Origin of the sequence: Alkalispirochaeta alkalica DSM 8900 (assembly GCF_000373545.1) — a bacterium.
Taxonomy (GTDB): domain Bacteria; phylum Spirochaetota; class Spirochaetia; order DSM-27196; family Alkalispirochaetaceae; genus Alkalispirochaeta; species Alkalispirochaeta alkalica.
In genome coordinates, this window is record NZ_KB891761.1 from 20,611 (window position 1) to 45,478 (window position 24,868).

The following is a 24,868-nucleotide window of genomic DNA, read 5'->3' on the forward strand; positions in this document are numbered from 1 at the left end:
CTCTCGACGCGCCGGGTGATGCTGTAGGTGCGCTGGTACCGGGGGGTAATCCGCCAGGGNCGACGGCCGGGATCGTTCTGCTCGTGGGGGATGGTCAGGTCCAGGAAGGCTTCCTGGCGTTGGGTTCCCGCTGTGGCACTCCTGTTGCGCCAGCTGCCGCCGCTNTTCAGGGATGCTCCCTGCAGGAAGGCNCCGTGCCAGGACCCCTCGCCCGTCACCGAGGTCCGCCGTTCCTGGCGCGAGTTCTGGCCCGGGGGGCCCTGGGAAAAGAGAAACCGCCCCGTCTCCTGCCAGCTCTCCCCGTAGTCGCCTCCCGGGAAGGTGCGGTCCAGATCGGTCAGTTCGGCGGTGCCCTCCAGGGTGAGGTCCCAGGTTTCTCCCGAGGGAAGGGCTGCCCTGGTCTTCCAGTTCAGGAGGGTTTCCCGGTCGTCGCTGCGGTGAAGGTGGGAGAGGCGGTACTGTCCCAGGCGCGGGTCTCCCAGGGAGAGGGCCAGCCGCCGCTCTGCCAGGGGGCTGCGGGAGTCAAAGTCCCGGTAGAACTCCTCTTCCAGGGTGATTTCCCCCTCGCCCGAGGGGATCAGGGGGATCACCAGGCGNTGGCCTGCCGCGCCGGTGGTGCCGTAGCCCTCTTCNCCCCGCAGGGCAACCTCNCCCGAGACGCGGAAGCGCTCCTGGTGGTAGCTCGCCCGGCTGGTGGTGTTCAGGGTGCTCACGGGGGAGTCGCTCTCGGTGCCCTGAAACCCCTCGCTGTGGGCCTGTATTCCCTGCTCCAGGGTGAGGGTTCCCGGTCCCAGGGGGGTGGTCCAGGCCGCATCCAGCCGTCCGGCGAAGGCGCTTCCTGCCCGGGGGTCCCGGGCGTGGAGTTCGTCGAAGTAGAAGGCTCCCTTTGGGGATACCCCCACAAGGGCGATCTCTCCCAGGTGCAACAGCGCCTGGCGATCCCGGGGAAGCCGGGCCCGCTCGATCGTTCCGGACCAGCCCGAGACGGCCACGGACCCCGAGGAGAGGTTCAGGGTGATCTCCTTCCAGGGGTTTTCCCCGGTTTTCCCCCGCAGGGCCTCGGCAGGGAGGGTTATGGTCAGGGTCTCCCGGAGGGGGGCTCCCCGGTAGGGTGCCAGGGTCAGCTCCACCAGGGAATCCCAGGGTCTCCCGGAGGGGGGCTCCCCGGTAGGGTGCCAGGGTCAGCTCCACCAGGGAATCCACCAGGGAATCCGGGGGGAGTGGATCCTCCGGATCGGGTTCCAGGTAGGCGTAGAAGACCAGGGTGTCGTAGTGGTTCACCGAAAAATCGGGCAGGGGGAACTCGGCCCGCACCGGCGAAGGCTCCGGCGAATCTTCCTCCCAGGAGAGTTTCAGCACGGGCTGGTCCTTGTCGTCGGGGTTAAACCGGCTCCGGACGGGGCTGAAACGGGCGCGCAGGGAGGGGGTAGCCGGGTCATCCTGCACCGCTGCCAGGGCGTCCCGGTCCCGTCCCGAGGTGATCGTGGCGTTGCCCCGGCGGTCCAGCTCCACCTCGCCGATCAGGAGCCGGCCCGAGAGGCCCGAGAGGCCCGAAAGGGAAGTCCCGTCCGGGTGTGTCACGAGGAAGCGCACGCCCCGAAGATCGGCCAGCCGCTCGGCCTCCTGGGGGGTGAGGGTCACGGTGTGGCGCTGCCAGCCCTGGTGCTGGTCGGGGTCCAGCGGTCCTGCCCCGGCACCATCGCCGAGGGAGAGGATTCCCTGGGGAACCTCCTCCAGCAGTACCCCGTCCCGGCGCGGGTCCTCGCGGTGAGGCGCCGTGAGCCCCGGGGCGTCCTGTCCTGCCCGGCGGAGCGATCCCGCCAGGGGNCCTTCGGGAAAGATAAAGGGAAAGGTCGGGTCCAGGGCGCTGCGTCCCGTGGCGGCCGTGCCGTCTCCGTCCAGGTCTTCTCCCAGGGCGCCCAGCTGTATGTCCAGGNGGGGGTGTCCGGGCTGATCCTCCTCGCCGGGGATATAGCGGTAGGTCACCGTCACCTGCCGGGTATCACGCAGATCCGCCGGTGAGGCGGGGGCCCGCAGAAGGGCGCCCACCCACTGGCCTCCTTCCAGGTCCTGCCATTCCAGGACGCCCACCGTGCCGGTGTAGGCGCTGTCGGTGCTGCGGGCCAGGTAGGGCCCCAGGCGTGCCCCCTCCCGGTCGGGATCGGCCTCCCGGGAACTCTGGTAGGGCTGGAGCGAGCTGGAACCGAAGGTTCCCGTCTCCCAGTAATCCCGGTAGAGCGCTCGTGCGCGCTTTTCCCGGGGGAAGGTCTGGCCCGCCCCGGGGAGGTCCTCGGGAAAGGACGAGGGAAAGAGCGTGCGCTCCCGGGGGGCCAGGGTGAAGCTCCGGGCCTCTCCCCCGAAGAGCCGGAAGTAGCCCGTGGTGTCGGGNTGGTAGAGCTGTGCCGCCGCCGCTGTCTCCAGGGAGAGCCGCCTTCCCTGGTAGGTGGCTCCCGCNGAGATGGTGCCCTGGCCGGGGTGTTCCTCCATCTCCCGGGAGTACTGGGCCTCGCCGACGCTCCACCGGATTCCNCCGGCCAGGGTCAGGAGCAGGGAATCCCGGGGTTCCCAGCGGGTCCCCCCGATAACGACCAGNTCGTTCACCGGCTCGTCGGGTGTATAGACGCGGTAGCGTACCTCGATATCGCCCCCCTGGCCGCTCTCCCGGGGCAGAATGATCTCCCCCGTGTCGTAGTCGATCCGGGCTCCCCCCAGGGGACGGCCGTTGCGGGTGACCGTCACGGTGCCGGGCACGATGTCGCCGTCCAGGTACCGGCTGCCGCTCTCGCTCTCGTATTCCAGAAGGATATCAAAATCGGCCCTGCGGGCGGAGCTCTCCGCGCCGGGTCCGTACATCGCCGCGTGGGAGGCCCGGGGCGAGCGGTCCGCAAAGGGGTACATCCAGCGGAACCGCGCTTCTTNCTGGGGGCCNTCGTCCTCCCGGCGGACCACCCGCAGGAACGCCCCCTCTCCGGCGGGTTCGATCACGTANCGCTCCTCCTCGGCCAGGGGGGTGCGGGTGTTGCGGTGCACCAGCCGCACCCGGGCGTCGCCCCGCGCCAGGGCCTTCCCGGCCTCGGGACTCAGGTCATAGTGGTTTGCCGCAGCGAAGGGCGAGTAGAGACCGGGGGTGCTCAGGATCACCCCCCGGCGGCCGGATNCGCTCCCGGCGGTGACGGTCATCCGGTGGTACCCCGGATCTCTCCCGTAGGACTCCACAAACTCCGGNGCCGGGCTGTTTNCGTAGGGGAAGGGCACCGTCTCGTTCGTGGGGGTCCGTTCCTCGTCCAGCTTCACCACCGATCCCGAGGGGTCCAGGGGATCGTAGGACGCNGCCAGGGTGGCGTGGCGGGCCACCTGGGGCGCCAGGCGGATCATCCCCAGGGTCTCGTCCAGGACGTAATCGCCCTTTTCGGGGTCCAGGCGTCGGAACCGCAGGGGCCGGTTTGGTTTGTCGGGGGTAACAAGNACGGACCCTTCCGGGTCCAGGGCGTAGACCGTGACGTTCCGCACCGGGGCCTGGGGCAGAAGAAAGACCCGGTTCTGGAGGTACTCCTCGGGGAAGATCCGTTGCTGCTCCAGCGCTCCCTGGCCGAAGTGGCGCCGTTCCAGCCGGGAGCTCTCCAGCTGGATCAGCAGCTCCTGGTGGGTCCGGGCCGTGGCAAGGCGCAGGACAGCCCCCGGGTTGGGGGTCGTGCCGGTTCTTCCCTGGTCGCTCCCCGTGTACTGGTAGGGGTAGGAGGAGATCGTCAGGGGGACGTTTCCCAGGACCACCTCCTGGATCAGCTCATCCTCGNCACCGATGTAGCCCGCCGCCAGGGTATTCAGGCGCGACTGATCCTCGAAGGAGGCCTCGAAGAAAAACTTCTGATAGAGCCACAGCGATACCATCAGGTCCAGGGTCTGGGAGAAGGGNTCCGTCTCGAACCCCTTGTAGGGGTAGGGGACCGTTACCCGCCGGCCCGTGCCGGGGAGCCTGGGGTGGATCGCGAACCCCCAGGNGACCCGCGTCGAGGCGAGCCAGCTCCCGATCAGATGAAGNTCCACCTCGGCGTCATCCCGGTCCAGGGAGAAGAGCGCTGCCGGGGCCTCTTCCTGTTCGAAGGGATTATAGGGCTCCCAGGCCCAGCCGGGGGAAGGAAAGATCCCCGAAAAGATCAGCAGAAGCAGGATAGGCCGGGAGGGGCGTGATAATGATCTGATTGGGCCGTCCCGCATGGCCAGAGTCCGCAGGGCCGCAGCCGGCATGGGGATAGCCCGCATGGTCATAGCCGGCATGGTCATAGTATGATGCAGGGGCGGTGTTCCTGAACAGCACGATCGAAAAACCAGGTGGTGGATGGCGATGAAAAAAACACGAATTCTTCTGGAAATTCTTGCTCTTGCAGCGGTTCTGGCTGCCCTGACCCACACGGTCCTGGACGACCTCGTCCTGGTGATCGACGGGAGCCTCCTGTTGCGGCGNCGACTGCTCTTTGCGGGGCTGGGGCTGGACCTTTTTCTCTTCATGGAATGTATCCTTCGAGGATATCACGCTTTCAGATATCGACAATTCCGCCGCTACCTTGTGCGTCAGGGCGGGTGGATCGATCTGGTGGCGAGCGCGCCCCTTCTCCTTCTGGTGAGCGGCCCCGCCGTTCTGGGNGAGCTGGCGGGGGGGATCGTTCCCGTTTCACTCGGCCTGGGGCTGGCCCTGCGCCACCTGCGTCTGCTCCGGTTTCTGAAGCTTCTGCGCTACCTCGGCCCCGGGATGGGCTTCCCCGGTGATGATTCCGCACCGGCCGGCGGTGAGCTTCCTGCTTCGCGGAGATGGGTCCCGCTGATTCTGGCGGTGGCTGTGATCGCCCTGGCGGGGATCGATCTGCTTATCCCCTGGGGGGGCTCCGCCGGTGCCGGGGAGTTGCCCCATCAGGAACGTACCCTGGCCGCACTCCAGGAGGAGCAGCTCCTGGATCAGCCCGGCGAATTGCGNCGTTTTCTTGAGGCTCGGGGGGTGCTCCTCCTGGAATACCGGGGAACGGTCCTCTACAGCCGCCACGACCAGGCCGACTACGATCGCCTCTACGGCCCCGGTGATTACCAGGTTCTGGAGGCGGGGGAGATAACCCTGTTCAGTGATCTCAAACCCCTCCTGCGGAGCCACGGTGCGGCGGGGCTGCGNTACNCAACACTCACGGGGGTGCTTGTCCTGGGGGCCGGTTTTCTGGGGGGCGCCGGTGGCTCAGGGCGCGCGCCGTCGGGCCGTAGCAGGAGGAAGAGGCCGTGACCGTAACGATGCTTCTGGCCATTCTGGAGCTGCCGGGGCTCTCGTCGCTCAAGGACAAGCGGCGGATCGTGCACAGCCTGCGGGATCGTCTCATTCGCACCTACAAGGTGAGCGTTGCCGAGGTGGACCTTCAGAACAGCCACTCCTTTTCCCAGATCGGGGTGGCTCTGGTGAGTAACGACAAGGTCTACGGCGAGCGGGTCATGCAGAAGGTCCTGGCCTTTCTGGAGAACCACCTCCCCGGACGGGTCGCCGACGTGCAGATCCACAGCGAGATCTACGAAACGCCCCCTCAGGAAAACATGTAGAGATCGGGCAGGGTGTGGTCGCGCTGCATGCTCACCATGGTTGAGGCAGCCTTCTCGCTGGTGCATTCCAGGGAGAAGAAATGCGTCACCGGTGCAAACCCCGGACCCTCCAGAAGGATCTCGAAATCGAAGGTGCGGGTGACCCCCTCCCCCTCGGCNGTCACCGAGGCGGGCCAGAAGTTGTACATGCCCCGGGTCTTCTCCGAGGTCGTGTAGGGGTTGCTCCAGCGGTTGTCGAACATCGCCGCCGGGCTCCCCCCCTGGCGGAGGGTCGCCGTGATCTCGCTGAGGGGAAAAAAGCTGTTCCCGTCCAGGACCCGGCCCTTCACGGTGGGGAAATTGAAGCAGGGGCCGTGGGGAACCGACCCCGAAGGNGTCCCGTAGAAGGCGCGGGAGACAGCGCTGACCCGCTGCAGCCCCTCGTGGGCCAGGCGGACCAGATCCACCTGGAGCTGGGTNTCCCCCCGGAGCTCCTCCGTCAGGTGCGCGTAGCCCCGGCCGGAGCTGATGTAACGCGGGGGGATCCGGTTCAGAACGTAACAGATCGCATCGAGGCGGCACTCCTGGGAGGTATTGTACCGGGGAGACTCGCTGGCGCTGTCCTCGGCGCACACGTCCTGCACCGCCGATGCGGCGATCTCTTCCAGAAGGTTACGAACTTCCATGGGCGTCTCCTGTTTCTCTTTCTTCTTCAAAATTGATCTCGAAGATCTCCTGCTGCGCCTCCACGGCATCGCGGAAATCCCGGACAGTCTCTTTCAGGGCGAAGTAGTTCAGGCCGGCGAAGTAGATCTTGGAGCAGACCGTGTGGATGATCTCCTCGTCGGCGATCTGGAGGGTGAAGTAGCAGCCGAACTCGTAGAGGGTATGCATGATCTCCTCGATACGCTCCCGCACGAAATCAGCCATGGCTCCGGAGAAGGTGAAGGTATANGCCAGTTCCAGAAACTTGGAGTCGGCATCGATAAAGAGGTCCGCCTCAAAGCCGTCGGGCGTGGTAAAGGCGGCATCGTAGCTCTCTTCCGAGAGATCCCCGGGGTGCATCTCGTAGCCCAGTTCGCGGACCAGGACACTCACGCGGTGGATTCGCTCCTGCATCAGACGGTTCTGCTTCATCTCTCCCGTGATTGTACTGCATCATGGCGGTGATCACAACTCGGGCAGATACTGATGATCGATATTCGTGTGGGCCCGGTTGATGTTTTCCCGGACCTGGGGGTTGATTCTGGCCACCTCCTCGATGAGCGGCCGGATTCGTGCCCGCACATTGGTTGTGTGGAAGGGACAGTCGATGGAGGTCACCGGCAGATCCAGGCTCTCCGAGACCGCCCGGACCAGCTCTTCCCGGACCTCACAGAGGGGTCTGATCACGGCCAGCTCCCCCGAGAAGAAGGGCTGGACCGGCATCATGGTGGAGAAACTCCCCCGGAAAAAGAGGTTCATCAGGGTGGTCTGGACGATGTCGTCCAGGTGATGGCCCGTGGCGATCAGGGGCCGCTCCGGCCAGGACCGGACGTGATCAAAGAGGATGCGCCGCCGGTTTCTGCCGCAGCGGTAGCAGTCAAAACGCCCGCCGAAGGAATCGGGCCGCATATCGGCCGTGAGAACCGTAAAGGGAATCTCCAGGGCCTCAAAATAGCGGTGGAGCGCATCCAGGGACTCCGGGGCGTGGGGGTGCTCCCGCCAGTCCACAAGCGCCGCCTCAAGACGGTAGGTGATGGGAAGAAAGCGCAGACGGAGCCGCAGGGCCAGGGCCATGGCCAGGGAGTCCTTCCCCCCCGACACGGAGAGCAGAACCCGATCCCCCTGGCCGATCATGTNNTGGCGGTTGATTCCCCGCCCGGTATAACGGAGAAANCGCATGATCACCGGGGNCGGCTGCTCCCGGAGATAGCGGGATATCTCGTCAAAACGCCGGATGTTATCGGCCATGGAGCAGCTCCTGGAGGTACTGCAGGGGGTCACCCATGGTGCGCGCCGTCTCGGGAGGCGCCACGAGGCGGATCTTCCGGAGCGTCGCCGTAAAGCGGCTCACCACGGAGGGGGAGAAGACGCTCTCCTCGGAGAAGTTCGAGACCTCCCGGGACAGTACCGGCAGATCGGCCTCGAAGGAGATCGCGTCGGGGAGGTCCAGCAGAACNTGATGGTCCTGGAGGGACCGGTGGCCCCGGCCGCGAAGGTCCCGGGCGATCTCCGCCTCCAGCTCCTGGCGGCGCNGATTGTCCTCCACCAGGCGATGGCCGGGAATCTTCTCCGAGAAGGGGATCTCCGCCAGAGGTTTCAGCAGGTCCCTCCGGCCCACCCGGCGGATCAGCTCGAAGGGCGGAAAGGTCTCTTCGTCCAGGCGCGAGAGGAGCAGTTCGTCATCCAGCCCGTAGAGTTCCTCCGGGACGAGGACGCCCTCCTGAAGGGCCCGGTAGACGGCGTTTTTTATCATCGCCGTGGCAACGCGCACCGTCCGGTGCCAGTAGACCGCCCGGTACATGAGGTATTTTGAAAAGAGGACCGTCTCCACAGCGGCCACCCCGGCCTGATCGACCCCGATCCGGCCGTCACCGGCGGGAACGAGCCTGGCCAGGGCAAAGTCCACATCCTGGATCCCGTAGGGTACGCCGCAGAAGAAGGCGTCCCGGTTCAGATAGTCCAGCTTGTCGGGGTCGAGGCTCCCCGAGAGCAGCGATCGGTAGAAGGGGATCTCCCGATCCTCTCCTGCGGGCAGGCTCGTGTCNACGATGGCCGCCACCGTTTCGGGCGCTACCTCCAGGTTGTGGCGGAGCTTGTGGGCCATCTCTCCCGACTGCACCAGCAGACCCGTGAGCTCCTCGTGTTCCCGCAGGGGCAGACTCTTGAAGCTGTGGGTGTAGGGGAAATGGCCCAGGTCGTGGAGCAGTGCCGCAGCCAGAAAGGACCGGACCCCCTGCAGGGAGAGGCGGGGCGTTTCGGGGTGACGCAGGAGCTGCTGGAGCAGCCGTCGCGCCAGGTGGAGTACACCCAGGCTGTGGTTCAGCCGGGTATGGGTCGCNCCGGGATAGACCAGATAGGTGGGGCCCAGCTGGCGGATCCGGCTCAGCTGCTGAAAGGCCCCGGTATCCACCAGGGAGAGCAGGGCCGGGGTGAGATGGATATGGCCCCAGAGCGGGTCCCGTACAGGCTCGGTAAAGGCCTCGTCGAGGTATCGGAGTATTTCCTGTTGTCCCGTCATGGCCGACTATACTACCATTGCCGGGTGAGGTTGTGGCAATGAGCAGACCGGGTATTTTCAGAACCTGCCGGACTCTGGCGGGAGCCCTGGCGGTNTTGCTGGCGCTCTGGAGCCCCCTCGCCGGGACGGCCCGGGCCGGGATAGCTCAGGCCGGGACTCCCCCGGAGGATCGTGAGCCCCTGCGGCTGCGCTCTCTCCGCGACGAGACGGCCAGAACCGTTCTGGATCTTTTNGGNCCNCCCTCGGAGGTNCCTCCCCGGGCGACCCTCNCCTCGCGGGATCANCTGGACCTGCTCTGCCCCGAGGGGGAGCGCCTCGTGGCCTGGCTGGTGAGTCCCGGGAGTGCGGAGNTGCCTCTCCAGGATTTTGCGCCTTCCCTGGGGGAATATCTCCCGGGGGAGCTCCTGCGGGCCCTCTCGGGTGCCCGGGGGTTCATCGCGGCCTACGGGGTAGCCCCGGCTCCCGNTTCTTCCCCNNCCGGGGACTCGCCCCGGGAACTGCTGCTTTTCTACCGTTCCGGAGCCTTTCGGGTCCTTCTCTACCGCGAAGAGGGGCTTTTTGTGGACGGGGAGGTGATTCCCCGGGAGTGGTCGCGCCGCAGGAGCCTCGCCACCGGTCAGGGTTATTAATTCCCCCCCTGTCCTGGCCGATACTTACAGGAAATGTACGCTATTCTAGTAGAAGCGGGTGGGCTTCATCAGATGGCCCGGATTCANCCCTCCTGGCAGCGGCGATTTCTGCTGGACCTGGGAGAACTCCTGGGCCGGTACGATTTCATTCCGCTTCGTCACGACGGTGATCAGCTCCTCTTTCTGCAGGAGAACCCCTCCCGGGTCTCCTCGCTCGAGGAGACCCGGGAGATAATGGGCGAGCTCTTGCTGGGCCTTCGGTCCTTTCTTGCTGACTGCGCGGAAAACCTGCTGGATTACACCGTGCTTCTCGCTGCCGACCTCAGGGACCGGTCCGGCGCGGCCGAGGCCTTCCCGGGCTTCCTTCAGCAACTGTCGGCGGCTCGGGAGGAAAACGCGCTGTATCTCACGGGAGAAGCGGCGGAGTACTTTCGGGATGCCCTGGAGCTGGTCAGGGAGGGGGCCCTTTTTCGCGTGGCCTCTCTCGTCCGGGCCGACCAGGCCAGGCCGGGGCCCTACAGCCAGGCCCTGCGGTGCAGCCAGCAGCGCGACGCGACCCTGTGCCGCCCCGGGCACCGGGGCCCGGCCAGGGCGAACCGGAGCCAGCCAGACCAGAGCCNGGCCGATCAAAGCCAGCCAGACCAGAACCAGCCGGACCGGGAAATCGGGAGCATTCTTCAGGTCCTCTCGGGGGACGAGAGCTCCGGGGGATTCTGGTTCTGCGGTCCCGACCGGTCGGCCCTGGCCGCCTGGATNGAGGCGGCCCTGGAGGTTGCCGNTTCGAGNCCCGCCGTGGTGATCCAGTGCTCCCGGGCCGCAACGCGNCGGGACTTCCTTCGCATGGTTATCCAGGCGATCCCCGACACACCCGTTCCGGCGTCGGAACGNTCCGAGGAAGACCGGGTGTACGGNGCNCTNCGGGAACAGCTGNGGGANCCTGGCCGGGGGTATCTGGCCCGCACCATGATCGACCACGACCTTCGGGCCACGGCAGCCTTTCTGGTGCGCCGCTTTTTTCTGAGCGACTCCCGCCGCCGGGTTTATCTGGCCGACGGAGACCTCTGTCAGGGGGGAGCCCGGGAGTTTCTCTCGTGGATTCCCGAGGTTGCTGCGGGAGCTCTCCTTGTTGTCTCTGCCACGGCCCCTCCCGGGGAAGATCATGGACCCTGGGTGGTGACCGACCTCTCTTCGCCGACTGATTCCTCCTCCCGGACCGACCGTTCCTCCCAGGGAGATATCGCTCCCTCCTCCTCATTGCTCTCCTCGGCCGAAGAAGCGCGGTACCGGGGTGAGTTCGGTCGGGCCCTTCGCTATTGGGAAACCTCCTTCGGTTCAGGCCGCGNTCTGGCCGGGATACTTCGCCAGGGGCTGAACCCGCTGCACCGGCGCGTTCTCTTCCTGGTGTACCTCCTCCGGGGGCGCGGGGGAATCACCCTCCTGGACGAACTCTGCCGCNGCGCGGGAATCCCCGTGGCAGAGGAGAGTCACGCCCTGCGGGANCTCCTGTACTTCGGNCTTCTCCCGTCGCTGACNCCCCCGAGAGTTCACGAGGCGGTGGCCTGTGNTGCCGGGGAGCTTCTCTCTCCCCGGGAACGATCTGAGCTGGAACAGCAGGTTTCGCGCCACCTCGCCGGGGCCGTTATGGCGGGCACCCGTGCCCTGGTTCCGGAGATGTGGGACCTGGTGCGTACCGGTCTCTCCCGGGAGGAGCAGGCCTCCCTTCTCCATCCGCTTCTCCAGCGGTGTGCCGAAGGAGGCGGGAAGGAAGAGCTGGAGGAACTCGCCCGGGAGATTCCCCGGGATATTCTCCGGGAAACCCGNGGCAGCCTCGAGAGCGCGCAGCTNCGTCTTGCCCTCCGCTGGGCAGAAGGNCCCGAAGAGTCCCCGTCTCTGGTGGAGCGCCTCTCCCCTCTGGCAGATCGNCTCTCCTCCGGNGAGGTCCGGGCCCCCGCTCCCTGGGAGAGTGACCTGCTTCTCGCCCTGGGGGAATACCAGATGGCCTGCCGGGATTACGCCGGGGCGCAGAAACTCTGCAAGAAAGCCGTGCTCCTGAACCAGGAACGACCAGAGCAGCACNGTCAGGNCGGGCGGTCCTGCCGGGGTATGGCCCACCTTCTGATGGCACGAATCGCCCTGTATCAGGGNCAGCTCAGGGAGTCGGGCCAGTATATTTCCTTCGCCCAGGACGAGGGGNCCCGGGATACGCTGGTATGGTGCGAAGCCAGAGTTCTTGAGGGTATCCACTGCTTTCTCCTGGGGAACTACACCCGGGCGGACCGGATCTTCGGGGAGATTCAGCCCCGGCTCTTCGAGGCGGGGGCGAGCCACCTGCTGGTGCTCTCCTGGTTTGTCAGGGCTCGCCTGCGGTTCGAATTGGGTGAATACTCCGAGGCTCGGGCAGGATTCGCCTTCCTCGAACGCTACAGCGGCGAGCGGGAACTCGCGCCGGTACGGGAGACCGCCCGGGCCTGGAAGCGACGGGCCCTCTGTTTTCTTCACGACCGATCGGGGGAGAGGGTTTCTTCTCCCGAAGCAGCTTCGGGGAAATCGGACCCGCAGATCGAAGAGATCTTCTCCCGGGACGAGGGTGAGTTCTCCCCGGAAGAGACCTTCTTTCTTGCCGAGGCGCTCTGCCGGAGGGGCTTCTTTGCCCGGGCCCTGCCGCTTCTCGATCAGGTCTGCCAGATCGAGGGGGGGAGCGATCGCTGGCCTCACNTGGGCGTCGCCTGGGACAACGGCTTTGCGCCTCTTGAGGACCTCCTGGTAGGGGCCGCCTCCGGGACAAGCGAGCTGGGACGCCTCGCCACGGCCTGCCGGGCCTGGGCGCTGGCGCGGACNGGGAGAATGGACGAAGCGGTACCGCTCTTCTTCGGGCTCACCCGGTCTGGAAACGGCGTCTCCCGGGACCCCCAGGCCCTGGTCTTTACCTACCTCTACGCTACGGTTCTCCCCGAGAAACGCTCNCCCGATCAGGATGACCGGGCCACCATTCTGGGGCGGGCCGTNAAAATCTGTCAGGAACGATCGAGCAGGATCGAGGACCACCAGGACCGGGTGGGGTTTACCCGCAANAATCTCTGGACGCGAGAGCTGCTGGAGGCGGCGCGGCGGTATAATCTGGTCTAGGGCCGGATCGGGAGAAAATCCCGTTCCGGGCCGGNGCGCAGGCTTGACAGAACGGGGGNCTTTCGGTACAGTNGGTCACCGTAACAGAGGGTGGCGTAGCTCAGTCGGTAGAGCAAGCGGCTCATATCCGCTCGGTCAGGGGTTCAAGTCCCTTCGCCACTATCTTTCAAGGCACATCCCCGGNTGTGCCTTTTTTGTTGCTGTTTCGCCGGTGTGCCAGGCACCGGTGCGCCAGGGGCCAGAATGCCACCGTGGACCGCCACGCCGGGGGCTCCAGGGCGTCCCCCCGGCCGTTACCCCTGCTCCAGTTGCTCTATTTCCCGGATAAACTCGTGGACACTCTCGAAGTTTCGATACACCGAGGCGAACCGGACGTANGCGACCCGGTCAATCGTGTAGAGGCGGTTCAGTACCATCTCCCCCAGGCGGGATGCGGCGATCTCGTGAGAATCCATGCCCTCCCGGGTGGCTTCCTCCTCGAGCTCGTCGATCATGGAGAGAATCGCGTTCTGGCTCACCGGGCGCTTCCGCAGGGCCTGCTGGATACCCTTTTCCAGCTTTGCCCGATCAAAGGGCTCTCTCCGGGCCTCGCTCTTCTTTACCACCATGAGGGGCTTCTCCTCGATCCGTTCGTAGGAGGTAAAGCGGTACCCGCAGCAGTCGCACTGGCGACGGCGNCGTATCGTGCCCCCGTCTGCCAGGGCCCGGGATTCTATAACACGATCTTCCAGGGACGTACACTTCGGACAACGCACAGGCCTCTCCCGACTTTCTTGAGGTACCGCAGGTTCGCGCGGGGACCCACTGTACCACAGCGACGGGTGTTGTGCAATTTTCTGNCACNCCGCCGGGNGGCGGGGTNGCTCCTCAGGGCTGACTCAGGAGACTCTGGAATCCTCCCCGATGCGAATCGCCAGGGATCGCTGGATCAGTTCGGAAACCTGCTGGTCCACCTGGAGGGTTTGCTCCCTCACCCGGGTCAGTTTTTCCATGATCTCGCCTCCCTTCTCGTTGTGGAACGAGAGGAGCTCTATCTGGCGGGAGACCTCCTGGAGCTTCGCCGTGAGATCCTGGAAGGATCGCTGGTACTCGTCCAGATTCGTCTTCGTCTCCAGGGCCACCTCGGCCACGTGCTCGGAATCGNCGTGAACCGCAGCAAGATCCTGGCCAAGGCGCTCCCCGAAAGAGATAAAGCCCCTGGTGCTGGCATCGATCGTCTCGATATACCTGCGGGCCTCCTCCAGCTCCTTGTGTATCCTGCCGTAGGAATCCTTCGCCCGTGCGCCATCGCTGGTAGAAGCGTCCACGGCCTCTTTCATCTCCGTGATAATCGACGAGATCTCCGAGGACCGCTGGTTCGCGTCGGTCGCGAGGGACCTGATCTTGTGGGCCACCACGGCAAATCCCCGCCCCGCGCTCCCGGCGTTGGCCGCCTCGATGGAGGCGTTCATGGCCAGAAGATGGGTCTGGTCAGCGATATTCCGGATCATGGCGTTGATCTCCGTGAGCTGGGTCTGGCGTTGCTCGATCAGGCCGATCCGGTTCAGGACGCTGGCAAGATCGGTCTCGCCCGTCCTGCAGGCCTCCTCCAGGCGCCGGGCCGCCTCCTGGGTCTGGCTGATCTCCCCGGAGGTCTTGTGCAAGGTGCTGTCCAGCTCCTCCCGGAGTTCCAGAGATTCGCAGAGCCGTTCTTCCTGCTCCTTCAGGCGGAGCAGTACCTGGGCCATGGCCTCGGTAACGCGGGAGAGCGTGCTCTGCGTGGTCTGAAGGCTGCTCTGCATTGTTCCCGCATCGGAGCTGATCTGGCAGACCGTGCCGGAATAGGCCGAGAAGATCGTCTCGATGCCACCCATGTTATCCCGGGTCTCGCTTCGGGTGTGCTCCAGCGGCTCCTGCAGCCCGTTCATCTCCTTGATGATCGTTCTGAGCTTTATCAGGGCCTGCTGACTCTGCTCGCTCGAATCGGCGGCCTGTTTCAGAAGAATCCGCGTTACGATCCCCACCACCAGGCCCGCCGCGCCACCAAAAAAGAGCACCACCGAGAACAGCGGTATCCTCGCGATGAGGGCGGGGTAGGCGCTGCTCGAGATGTGATACCCCAGAATGGTGGTCGCCACGGCGCACGAGGCCAGGGGGAAGGCGGGGTGTACCACCACACCCGTGGGGAAGATAACCACCAGGAGCAGCCCCAGCACAGAGATAAGAACCGTGGCGTACTCACCGGGTGGGGCGAGATCGGGCAGGGCGAGAAAGGTAATGATCACGATAAAGAGAGAGAAAAAGAGAATCCCCCCCGTGACAACCCGTCCCCGGGAAATGAGAACGAGGCANGCCACTCCGTTGGCCAGGGCTACGCCCGCAGCGATCGCAGCGGGGAGGTTCTGCAGGAGGAAAAGAAAGATCGGCGCGAGTATGAGGGCGATCACCGTGAGGATCGCCACAAACCAGAGGGCCACGGTCTGTTCCAGCCCCGCCGTGGCAACGCCCCTTTTCCCTGCTACGGGTGAAGAAATTCGTTTTTTCATTGCCCCAAGTATAGCGCAGAGGAAAAGAATCTTCCCGCAGGTCAGGAAAAAAGATGCTTTCGATCTTGCCGAAAGGTCGCCGGCTCGGTACCGTTTACCCCCTATGGCAGATCAACCACTGTACGAGCAGATCGGGCTCACCGTTTTCAACTCCTTGAGTCGTTCCCGGGAGCCCTTTCGTGCGATCACCCCTCCCCACGTGGGGATGTATGTATGCGGTCCCACGGTTTACAGCGATCCTCACCTCGGCCACGCCCGGGCGGCTCTGGCCTTCGATACGGTCTTCCGGTACCTGCGGTTTCTGGGNTACCAGGTCCGGTACGTTCGGAACATCACCGACGTCGGGCACCTGGAAGACGAAGCTGCCGAGGCGGGGGAGGACAAAATCCTGAAGCGGGCCCGCCTGGAACGGCTGGAACCGATGGAGGTGGTCCAGCGCTATACGCTCCTCTACCGCGAAGGGATCAGCAGCCTCGGTTGCCTCCCTCCCTCGATAGAACCTGCCGCGAGCGGCCACATCGTGGAGCAAATCCAGGTGATCGAGCGGATTCTTGCGGCGGGCCTGGCCTACGAGCAGGATGGCTCCGTCTATTTCGATCTGAACCGCTACGTGAGTCAGGGGAAAACCCTCCAGGGGTCACCCTACGGAACGCTCTCGGGGAAGGTCTTCGAGGATCTCCTGGAGAACACCCGAAACACCTCGGGGCGGGAAGAGAAGCGGAACGCCCTGGATTTCGCCCTCTGGAAGCGGGCTGAACCGGGCCATATCATGCGCTGGCCCAGCCCCTGGGGAGAAGGGTTCCCCGGCTGGCACCTGGAGTGCACCGCCATGAGCACCCGCTACCTGGGTGAGACCTTCGATATCCACGGNGGAGGGCTGGACCTCCAGTTTCCCCACCACGAGGCGGAGATCGCCCAGAGCCACGGCGCCTTCGGGGAGGACCCCGCCCGCTACTGGCTCCACAGCAATATGCTCACCGTGGGGGGGCAGAAGATGGCCAAGAGTCTGGGGAACTTTATCACCCTGGAGGAGATCTTCTCCGGCGACCACCCCGCCCTCGACCGGGCCTGGGANCCCATGGTGGTGCGGTTCTTCATGCTCCAGTCCCATTATCGCAGCACCATCGACTTCTCCGGCCAGGCCCTGGCCGCAGCCGANAAGGGTTACACCCGCCTGATGGCCGCCGTTCAGGAGGCCGAGCGCTACCTGGCCGATCATTCCGGCGAGGAAGCGACGCCCCGGGCGGCCTCCCTCGACGATATCGCGCTCCGCCGCTCCGCCGCTCCCCGGGAGGACTCCCTGGCCGTATCGGGCCGCACCGTTCCCGCCCCGGGGGACATGGCCTTCGCCGAGGGCGATGATCACGCCCGGGCCGTGGCCGACCGGATCGAGGAGTGCTGGCGCGCCATGAGCGACGATTTTCACACGCCCCGGACGATCGCCACGCTCTTCGATCTGGGACGGCTCACCCAGGGCGAGGCTCACCTCCAGGCAACCCCGGAGGTTCGCGCCGCCGCCGCCCGCACGCTGGTAGCCTTCTCCCGGGACGTTCTGGGCCTCCGCCCCCCCGCTGCAGCAGGTGGCGCAGCCTCGGACGACGCCCCCCTGGAAGCGGCCCTGGAGCTCCTGATGGAGATCCGCAGGAAAGCCCGGGAGGAAAAGGACTTCGCCAGGGCCGACGCGATTCGNGATCGGCTCGGCGCTGCGGGCATTCAACTCAAAGACGGGAAGGATGGAACCACGGGATGGACACGAACATGACAAAAGACCTGGCCGCCATGCACGGCTACTTCGACGAGATCACCGAAGAGCTCCTGATGCTCCGGGAGATCGACAACCTCGAGATGTACCGGCTCCTGACGGACCTGGGGAAGGAACTCAAGGAACTCTCCCCCGAGGAATGTACCGAGGAAAATTACGTCTACGGCTGCATCAGCAACGTCTACATCGTGGACGAGTACGATCAGGGAAGGATCTTCTACCGGGGAAACTCCGACGCCCACGTGGTTCGGGGGTACCTGGCCATTTTGCTGAATGCCCTCAGCGGACTGACCCCCGAGGATGTCATCACGGGTACAAAGGAGGCCGTGGAGGCCTTCGCCCGCAAGACCGATCTGAAGGCCTCGCTCACCCCCAACCGGGCCAACGCCTTCGGGAATATCTATAAACTCATGGTGGAAAAAGCCGCCCGGCGACTCGCCGACGAGGGAGAGGATCCGGGGTCAGTCTGAACCCCGGAGTGATTTCCGGGCTGACCCCCGGGTCAGAATACGGCCGGGGGCTCCGCCCGCAGGCGGAGACGNCCCCCGGCGGGGGGTACCGTCTCAGGTCGGGACGGAGATATCCACGCTGGGCCGGTAGGCCAGGAGGGTCTCCACGGCCTGGTGAACGGGGTGGGNCTCGAAGGCTCCCAGGAGTTCCCGGTTCGCCCCTTCGCCGGCATCGACGCGGGGGAAACCCAGCTGGCACAGGAGATAGTCGAAGCGGGGTGCCCACTTCCGGCTTCCCAGGCGGGCCGTGGTGGAGCAGTTATCCACCATGTAGCTCACGCCCCGGGCGTGCATGTAGGGATTCAGGCTGTCCACAGCCTCGATCACCGATTCGTTCACCACNTCGGAGTAGACGTGGCCGGCCGCCAGAAGCACATCGATCTGGGCGATCATGGTTGCCACGTAGACCCCCGCCGTAAAGGGGTTCAGGGGAGCGCNCCCGGNGGTCCGGGCTGCGCGAACTCCGGCNCCAACCTTCCACATGGGCGTGTTGTCGATCGTGTCCAGGGGATACTCCTGGAGGCGTGNGCCCGCCAGAATGACCGACCTGATCTCGTTCCCGCTGGCCACCTCGTCGTAGATCTCCTGGAGGATCTCCCTGGCGGGNCGGTAGGCCGCGCTGTAGGCGGTCTCGAAGGTCTCCTTGTCCTGGCCCGTGAACTTTCCGTAGAGCGCCCTGATCCCCTCGTGGGAGATCGTCTTCGAGATGGGCCCGGTGATGCTCTCCACGGTCTCGTTGAAGGACTGCTCGGGGGTCATGCCCTGGTCAATGAAGCGCCGGTAGAGAGCCTCGGCGAGGCCGTGAACCGCCCCCAGGAGGATTCCCCGCTCGCCGTAGATGTCCGAGCGGTACTCCATCTCCAGGGAGGTCATGAAGGAGAAGGGTGCGCCCAGGGCAACGGCCCAGGCGATGGCGTAATCCGTAGCCCGTCCGTCGATGTCCTGCTCCACGGCAAAGCTGCTGTTGATTCCCGCTCCCTCGGTGGTTCGGCCCTGCTCGTAGAGGCGCCGGACGCTGGGNCCCATGCCCTTGGGGCAGACACCGATCACGTTCATATCGGCGGGNAAGGACTCGCCCCGGGAGTTCAGGTGGCCCAGGAGAAACCCGTGGGAGAGCCCCAGGGTGGCGCCCTTTTTCATCGCCTTGAAGACATCCTGGTACAGCTCCGCCTGGGCGGCATCGGAGATCAGAAGCAGTACCATATCGCTCTCGGCGATCACCTGCATCATCTCTCCCAGCGTTCCNTGCGCTTCGGTAAAGCCCGCCGCCTCGGCCTTGCTCCACGACGAGGATCCGCTGCGAAGCCCCACGGTGACGGTGATATCACTTCCCGCTTCCTTGAGAGAATCGCGCAGGTTCTGGGCCTGGGCGGGTCCCTGGCTGCCCCAGCCGATCACGCCGATGCGCGTGATACCGGCGAAAGCCTCGGGCAGTTTGGAAAACAGGTGGCGGCCGCCACGCACAATGTACTCTTCCGTTCCGGCCAGCGTGATCTTCTCTTTCTCGAACACGCGGGTAGTAAAATCGAACTTCATAATACCCCTACCATACCAGAACCGCCGGAGGATCGACAAGACTAGCCCTCCGGGGCAATACGGCCGCTCCGGCAGAGGTCTCCCCGGGCGCGGATTTCTGCTCTGGGCAGGACGGGGTCTTTCGTCTTACTATATGTTCCATGAGTAGTGTAATCGACGGTCTGGAACCACAGGAAGTCTGGAAGTTTTTCGCCGAGATCTCGGCGATCCCCCGGGAATCGGGGAAGGAAGAGAAGATACGGAACTACGTCCTGGAAAAGGCCCGCCTCTGGGGGTTGCCGTCCCGAAGGGACACCATCGGCAACGTGGTGGTGGAAAAACCGGCCTCACCGGGCTACGAAGACCTGCCGGTGACGGTCCTTCAGGGTCACCTGGACATGGTTTGCGAGCAGAACCGGGGGACCGGTCACGACTTTGACCGGCAGGGCATAGAGCTGGTTCGTCAGGGCGAGTGGCTGCGGGCGAACAACACCACCCTGGGAGCCGACAACGGGATCGCCGTGGCCATGATGCTGGCCCTGCTGGGGGGGAATGAACCACTGGGGCCGCTGGAGTGCCTCTTCACGGTGGACGAGGAAACGGGTCTCACCGGTGCGCTGGAGATGGATCCCTCCCTCATCACGGGGCGCGTCCTGATCAATCTGGACAGCGAGGAAGAGGGCTATTTCTACATAGGCTGCGCGGGTGGCTGCAACACCTACATGGAGCTTCCCCTGGTGAGGGAGTCCTTTCCCCAGGGTTCCCCCCAGGACCGCGCACCCTGGGGCGCCCGCCTGGAGATCACGGGGCTGCAGGGTGGTCACTCGGGNATGGACATCCACGAGGGACGGGGCAACAGCCTGGCCCTGGGAGCNCGTATACTGGCAGTACTCCGGCAGGAGTTCCCCGAGGTGATGGTATCCAGCCTCTCGGGTGGGGGAAAGCACAACGCCATTCCACGGGAACTTCTGGTGGATCTGGCCTGCACCGGGGCGGGGGGGACAGACCGTGAACAGGTGCAGCGTCTGGTTGCCCGCCAGGAGGAAATCCTCCGGCAGGAGCTGGGGTCGCTGGAACCGGGGCTCGAAGTCTCTCTCAAGGAGGCCGATCTGCCGGAGCTGGTCCTCACTCCATCCTGCTGCGACCGGGTCATCCAGTTGCTCCTGGCCATTCCCCGGGGTGTGCTCGGCATGAGCCGGGACGTTCCCGGTCTGGTGGAGACCTCGAACAACCTGGCTGCCGTCGATGTTTCCGGTGACCGCCTCCTGGTTCTNACCAGTCAGCGTTCGTCCCGGAACAGTCTCATCGACTGGGCCGCTCTCCACGTGGCAGCCCCGGCCCGGCTGGCCGGAGCCTCTGTGCGNGTGGGCGAGTGGTATCCCGCCTGGACGCCCAACGCTGAGAGCCCCCTGCTGGAACGGGCTGTCCAGGTCTACCGGGAGCTCCGGGGCCAGGACCCCCAGGTCAGGGCCGTGCACGCCGGGCTGGAATGCGGTGTGATTCGCGACCGGGTGGGCGAGATGGACATGATCTCCCTGGGGCCCGACCTCGTGGGCGTTCATACCCCGGAGGAAAAGCTTCATATTGCATCCACCGGGCGGACCTGGGAGTTCCTGCTGAAGTTTCTTCAGTCCCTGGGGTAACCTCTGGGGTGAGGAGAAGGCCGGACAGGGGGGCNGGGGCGAAGGGGCAGGGTCATAGCTCGATCTGGNACGGCCCGAGACACTGCGGCCCTGCTTCTGCGATTCCGGCCTCGCNATTCCTGGCCCTGCGGTTTTGACCCCGCGATTCGAGAGAGGGAGAGGAGGGCACCGTGTTTTTTGAGACGAGACGATCTCGGGAGGATTCCCGGCGCGGGGCCTTCCTCCTCGCCCTGGCGCTGTTGCTGCTCCTGCCGGCGGGGGTTCTTCGGGCTACGGGACTGCGGGAGGAGCTCCCCGAGCGGCCGGAACCATCTCTCAGGGAACCCCCAGCCGGGCCACTGCCCGCCAGGGTGGTTCGGGTCGCCCTCGTTCCNCCNGGGCCCGACGAATCTTCCCTGGAAGCGGGGGTNCGCCAGGCCCTGGACGATCAGAACACCACCCTCTCCGNCGGAGAGAGGATGGTNCTTTTCCAGAGAGATGCGCCCCCCCGGGATGCCCTGGATNTCCAGATCAACCTGGTGGAGCGGGCCGTGGCCGGGGGGGCTCACGTGATTCTTCTGAACCCCCTCGATCCCCGGGGGCTGGTTGCCGCTGTGGAACGGGCCCGGGCCGCGGGAGTTCTGGTGGTCACCCTGATGAACCCCCTGGAGCGCGGGGCCTCCTTCCACGTGGGAACCGACGCCTCTGCTGCCAGCGGTAGCGTGGTAGAGCAACTTCTTCGCTATCGGGGAACGGGCCCGGTGGCCCTCTTCNCGGGGCCCGAGGGGGCTCNGCCTTCCCGGGACCGGGCGCGACAGGTCCTGGGGTATCTGGAAGAGCATCACCCCGAGGTGAGGGTTCTGGAACCCCTGCCGTCGGGNCCTGTCTCTCTGGAGGCGGTTGCCGTGGCAACCCGAAGCCTCGTGGCAGCCACGCCCGATCTGGCGGGGATCATCGCCACCGATAGCNTCTCNCTGGAAGGNGCTGCCCGGGGGGTACGCGAGGCAGGGGCAGCCGGACGGGTGGTGGTTGCGGGGTTCGACAAGACCCCCGGCACGAAAGCCCTTCTCGAGGAAGGGGTTATCCGGGGAATTCTCGTGGAGGACCCCTTCGCCATCGGCTANGTGGCCCTCGTTCGGGCCACGGCGGCCCTTCGCGGCAGCGATGTTCCGGAGGAGATCTTCCTTCCCTACCGCATGGCCGGTCCCTAGCCCCGGGTTTGCGGGAGTTTTGGCACCATCGAAGGNACTGGCCTGGGTGCTGGCGGGCGCTCCCCGGGGTTGTAANCGCTCGGGAGCGATCAATCTCCCCGAAGCTCCTCCCNGCGAGTTGAAGAAACCCCCNCACAGGTTCTATGATTGACTGAGAGAGCGCGTACAACNACAGACTNGCAGAGACTCGCGAAGAGCGNGAANACAGAAGAGCGAGAAAACAGGAGATGGAAAGAATATGGCTAAACGGATACTGGTAGTTGACGATTCCGCAGCGGTTCGCGAGAGCGTCTCCTATGTTCTGGATCAGGCCGGCTACGAGGTTGTTCAGGCCGGGGATGGTCTGGACGCCCTGGGNATGCTCGATGGCACCGCCTTCGATCTGATCGTTACCGATGTCAACATGCCGAACATGGANGGNATCACCCTCACGGGAAAGGTCCGGGAGCTCGAAGCCTACAAGTACACCCCCGTGGTGGTGCTCACCACGGANTCGCAGGAGAGCAAGATGAGCGCCGGCAAGGCGGCCGGTGCCACGGGGTGGATNGTCAANCCCTTTAACTCGGANAANCTCCTGCAGGTGGTGAAGCGGTTGGCCGGATGACCTCCCTCGCCATGGTCATGGTTGCCCTCCTGCTCCACACGGGGGGCGCGGGGCTGGACACNTCCTCCACGGCGGAGGTGTCTCTCTACCGGGGGGCTTCNCTCCAGGGGGTCTGGCGGAGCGNTGCTGCCCCGCAGGAGGGGGGCTACCGGCTTGAGGGNCCCTCGGGGCAGATCCTGGTCCAGCGCCTCCCCGAGCCCGACCTCACCTACGCCGTGATCCTCGATCGCGCCGGCGGAGAGGATCGNCCCTCGCTGGCACTGCTTTCTCTGGCGGAACTCCGCCGGGCGGGCCTGCTTCCCCGGTACAGCTCCNCCGAAGGAGAGCTCTCGATTCCCCTGGAAGCCCTGGTGGTGGCCGCCTCGGAGGATTCTTCTGTTACCGGGGACGCCCTTCCCGGGCAGAACCAGCCGCTCCAGAACCAGTCCCCGCACAGCGAGCCCCCGCAGAATCAGTCCCCGCAGAACCGGATTGCGGGGGACCTGCCGCCCACAGAGGAGGAACTCCCCGACGGGGCCGGAACCATTCTGCTCCGGTGGAAGCCCGGCGAGGTTGTGGCCTCTCTCGCGGACCAGGGGCTGCTGGCGCTCCTGCGTTACTGATCTCTTTGTTAACCCTTTCTCCTCTTTTTCATTTAACCATATCNTGGTAGTATTATGAAAAGCTGAACGCAAGCATTGCGAGGAGTAGAGAGAATGAAAACGAAAGCCGTNCGAATGTACGGGAAAGAAGACCTTCGGCTGGAGGAGTTTGAGCTCCCGCCCCTGAAACCGGGCGAGATCCTGGCACAGGTGGTCTCCGACAGCCTCTGCATGTCTTCCTATAAAGCCGCGATCCAGGGGAGCTCCCACAAGCGGGTTCCCGNCGATATCGATCGTCACCCGGTTATGCTCGGCCACGAGCTCTGCGGCGAGATCCTCCAGGTGGGGGACCGGTGGAAGGATCGCTTCTCTCCGGGGCAGCGGTTTTCCATTCAGCCGGCCCTCAACTACCGGGGGACCCTCGATGCCCCGGGGTACTCCTATCCCTATATCGGGGGAGACGCCACCCGTGTAATCATTCCCGAAGAGGTGATGGAGATGGACTGCCTCCTGGAGTACCAGGGCGATGCCTTTTTTCTGGGGTCCCTGGCAGAACCTATCTCCTGCGTTGCCGGTGCCTTTCACGCCAACTATCACACCCGCCAGGGGTCCTACGAGCACTCCATGGGAATCGTGGAGGGCGGAAAGACGGCGATCCTCGCGGGAGTCGGTCCCATGGGGCTCGCTGCGATCGATTACGCCATTCATAACCCCCGAAAACCGGGGCTGCTCGTGGTAACCGATATCGACCAGGAGCGGCTGGATCGGGCCTCCCGGGTGTACACCGTGGAGGAGGCGCGTCGGCAGGGTGTGGAGCTTCACTATATCAACACCTCCCGTCAGGGTTCGGAGCAGGAACTGCTGGACCTCACCGGAGGGGCGGGCTACGACGACGTCTTTGTTTTTGCACCGGTACGGCCCGTGCTCGAGCAGGGGGACCGTCTCCTCGGTCACGACGGGTGCCTGAACTTCTTCGCAGGGCCCTCGAGCCCCGACTTCAGGGCGGAGCTGAACTTCTACGAGGTCCACTACTCCGCTCACCATCTGGTGGGTACCTCAGGCGGGAACACCGACGACATGCGCGAGGCTCTGGACCTGATGGGCNGTGGCCTGGTAAACCCCGCNGGGATGATCACCCACGTGGGAGGCCTCAATGCGGTAATAGAGACAACCCTGAATCTCCCCGCAATTCCCGGGGGGAAAAAGCTGATCTACACCCACAAGAACCTGCCTCTGGTGGCGATCGACGATTTTGCCGCGCGGGGAGCAACCGATCCCTTCTANGCCGCCCTGGCGGAAATCTGCGGAAAGAACAACAATATCTGGAGCGCCGAGGCCGAGGCCTATCTGCTCAGGGAAGCCCCGGAAATCTAGAGCGGGCCCGGGGATGAATCAGATGGTACAATGGCAGAGCCGGTGNGGGAGCTCGACCGGCCATCAGGAAANGCACAACGCAAGGAGGCAGNCGTGCGGGTAATGTTCGTGTGTACCGGAAATATTTGCCGCAGTCCCCTGGCCCANGCCGTTCTGGAGAAAATGGCTCGTGATCGGGGCGTGGCGGAGCACCTTCAGGTCGAATCCTCGGGGACCGACGGGTGGCACGTGGGCGAGAACGCCGATTCTCGTATGCGGGAGACGGCCGCTGCCCGGGGTGTCCCCCTGGATCATCGGGCCCGGCAGTTCTCCCCCGGGGACCTGCAGGACTTCGATCTGATCTTTGCCATGGGCAGCAACCATCTCAAGGCGATCCGGGAGATCGACCGCCGCAGGGGAGGGCAGGCCCGGGCCAGGGTGCTCCTCTTCCGGGAGTTCGACCCGGCCCTCCCGGGCGGGGGAAAGGCCCCCGACGTGCCCGACCCCTACTATGGAGGACCCGAGGGGTTTCACGAGGTCTACCGGATCGTGGAACGTACCTGCGACGAGATCCTGAACGGGATCCAGGAGGGCCGCCTGCCGTGAGCAACGGTCCCGGCGTGCCCGGCCTGACTGGTGTGCCCGGCCCGCCCGAGGG

15 protein-coding genes and 1 tRNA gene are annotated in these 24,868 nt (G+C 65.2%); 10 read left to right on the forward strand and 6 right to left on the reverse strand.

Annotated elements, in window-relative coordinates; translation table 11 throughout:
• The first annotated feature begins 5,259 nt into the window (after positions 1 to 5,259).
• Complete coding sequence (locus tag B071_RS0114385) at positions 5,260 to 5,571, forward strand: DUF503 domain-containing protein (protein WP_018527768.1); 312 nt, start codon at positions 5,260 to 5,262, stop codon at positions 5,569 to 5,571.
• Here B071_RS0114385 and B071_RS18775 read toward each other — a convergent pair.
• The 3 genes from B071_RS18775 to B071_RS0114405 all read right to left on the reverse strand — a co-directional run bounded on the left by B071_RS18775 (position 5,556) and on the right by B071_RS0114405 (position 8,773).
• Positions 5,556 to 6,305: a late competence development ComFB family protein gene (locus tag B071_RS18775; protein WP_083915027.1), complete on the reverse strand. Its 750-nt coding sequence runs from the start codon at positions 6,303 to 6,305 to the stop codon at positions 5,556 to 5,558. The two genes, B071_RS0114385 and B071_RS18775, sit on opposite strands and share 16 nt — an antisense overlap.
• A 415-nt stretch (positions 6,306 to 6,720) precedes the next feature.
• Complete coding sequence (locus B071_RS17940) at positions 6,721 to 7,503, reverse strand: tRNA lysidine(34) synthetase (protein ID WP_018527771.1); 783 nt, start codon at positions 7,501 to 7,503, stop codon at positions 6,721 to 6,723.
• On the reverse strand, positions 7,493 to 8,773 hold the full coding sequence (locus B071_RS0114405) for an HD domain-containing protein (protein WP_018527772.1): 1,281 nt from the start codon (positions 8,771 to 8,773) through the stop codon (positions 7,493 to 7,495). Before B071_RS0114405 ends, B071_RS17940 begins: the two co-directional genes overlap by 11 nt.
• 2,747 nt (positions 8,774 to 11,520) lie before the next feature.
• Between B071_RS0114405 and B071_RS20685 the strand changes: the two genes are divergently transcribed.
• Complete coding sequence (locus B071_RS20685; RefSeq protein WP_498365813.1) at positions 11,521 to 12,528, forward strand: hypothetical protein; 1,008 nt, start codon at positions 11,521 to 11,523, stop codon at positions 12,526 to 12,528.
• An 89-nt stretch (positions 12,529 to 12,617) separates the two neighbouring features.
• Positions 12,618 to 12,690, forward strand: a tRNA-Met gene (locus B071_RS0114425).
• Positions 12,691 to 12,821: 131 nt separating this feature from the next.
• Here the strand turns inward: B071_RS0114425 and nrdR are convergent.
• Positions 12,822 to 13,283 carry a transcriptional regulator NrdR gene (nrdR, locus tag B071_RS0114430; protein ID WP_018527775.1) on the reverse strand — a complete coding sequence of 154 codons (462 nt, stop codon included), beginning with the start codon at positions 13,281 to 13,283 and terminating at the stop codon, positions 12,822 to 12,824.
• A 123-nt stretch (positions 13,284 to 13,406) separates the two neighbouring features.
• Positions 13,407 to 15,053: a methyl-accepting chemotaxis protein gene (locus tag B071_RS0114435; protein ID WP_018527776.1), complete on the reverse strand. Its 1,647-nt coding sequence runs from the start codon at positions 15,051 to 15,053 to the stop codon at positions 13,407 to 13,409.
• 103 nt (positions 15,054 to 15,156) lie between these two features.
• On the opposite strand from B071_RS0114435, the gene cysS reads away from it, so the two are divergent.
• Complete coding sequence (gene cysS, locus B071_RS0114440; RefSeq protein WP_018527777.1) at positions 15,157 to 16,815, forward strand: cysteine--tRNA ligase; 1,659 nt, start codon at positions 15,157 to 15,159, stop codon at positions 16,813 to 16,815.
• Complete coding sequence (locus B071_RS17945) at positions 16,800 to 17,285, forward strand: SufE family protein (RefSeq protein WP_083915029.1); 486 nt, start codon at positions 16,800 to 16,802, stop codon at positions 17,283 to 17,285. The genes cysS and B071_RS17945 overlap by 16 nt, the downstream gene beginning before the upstream one ends.
• A 93-nt stretch (positions 17,286 to 17,378) precedes the next feature.
• Here B071_RS17945 and B071_RS0114450 read toward each other — a convergent pair whose 3' ends face one another.
• Positions 17,379 to 18,860, reverse strand: coding sequence for a ketol-acid reductoisomerase (locus B071_RS0114450; protein WP_026245270.1), 1,482 nt, complete (start codon positions 18,858 to 18,860; stop codon positions 17,379 to 17,381).
• A gap of 140 nt (positions 18,861 to 19,000) precedes the next feature.
• On the opposite strand from B071_RS0114450, the gene B071_RS0114455 reads away from it, so the two are divergent.
• The 5 genes from B071_RS0114455 (at position 19,001) to B071_RS0114480 (ending at position 24,816) form a co-directional block, all read left to right on the forward strand.
• Positions 19,001 to 20,482 carry an aminoacyl-histidine dipeptidase gene (locus tag B071_RS0114455; RefSeq protein WP_018527780.1) on the forward strand — a complete coding sequence of 494 codons (1,482 nt, stop codon included), beginning with the start codon at positions 19,001 to 19,003 and terminating at the stop codon, positions 20,480 to 20,482.
• Positions 20,483 to 20,832: 350 nt separating this feature from the next.
• Positions 20,833 to 21,672: a sugar ABC transporter substrate-binding protein gene (locus B071_RS0114460; protein WP_438829749.1), complete on the forward strand. Its 840-nt coding sequence runs from the start codon at positions 20,833 to 20,835 to the stop codon at positions 21,670 to 21,672.
• A gap of 238 nt (positions 21,673 to 21,910) precedes the next feature.
• Positions 21,911 to 22,276, forward strand: a complete 366-nt coding sequence (locus B071_RS0114465) for a response regulator (RefSeq protein ID WP_018527782.1) — start codon at positions 21,911 to 21,913, stop codon at positions 22,274 to 22,276.
• Between the two features lie 716 nt (positions 22,277 to 22,992).
• The gene (locus B071_RS0114475; protein WP_018527784.1) at positions 22,993 to 24,231 is read left to right on the forward strand and encodes a zinc-binding dehydrogenase; all 1,239 of its coding nucleotides are present in this window, start codon (positions 22,993 to 22,995) and stop codon (positions 24,229 to 24,231) included.
• Between the two features lie 102 nt (positions 24,232 to 24,333).
• Entirely contained in the window at positions 24,334 to 24,816 is a 483-nt protein-coding gene (locus B071_RS0114480; protein ID WP_040588722.1) for a low molecular weight protein-tyrosine-phosphatase, read from the forward strand.
• The last annotated feature ends 52 nt before the right edge of the window (positions 24,817 to 24,868 follow it).

Excerpts from the sequence above, each read along its gene's own strand:
- B071_RS17945 (WP_083915029.1), top strand. The coding sequence starts at position 16,800 with ATGGACACGAACATGACAAAAGACCTGGCCGCCATGCACGGCTACTTC.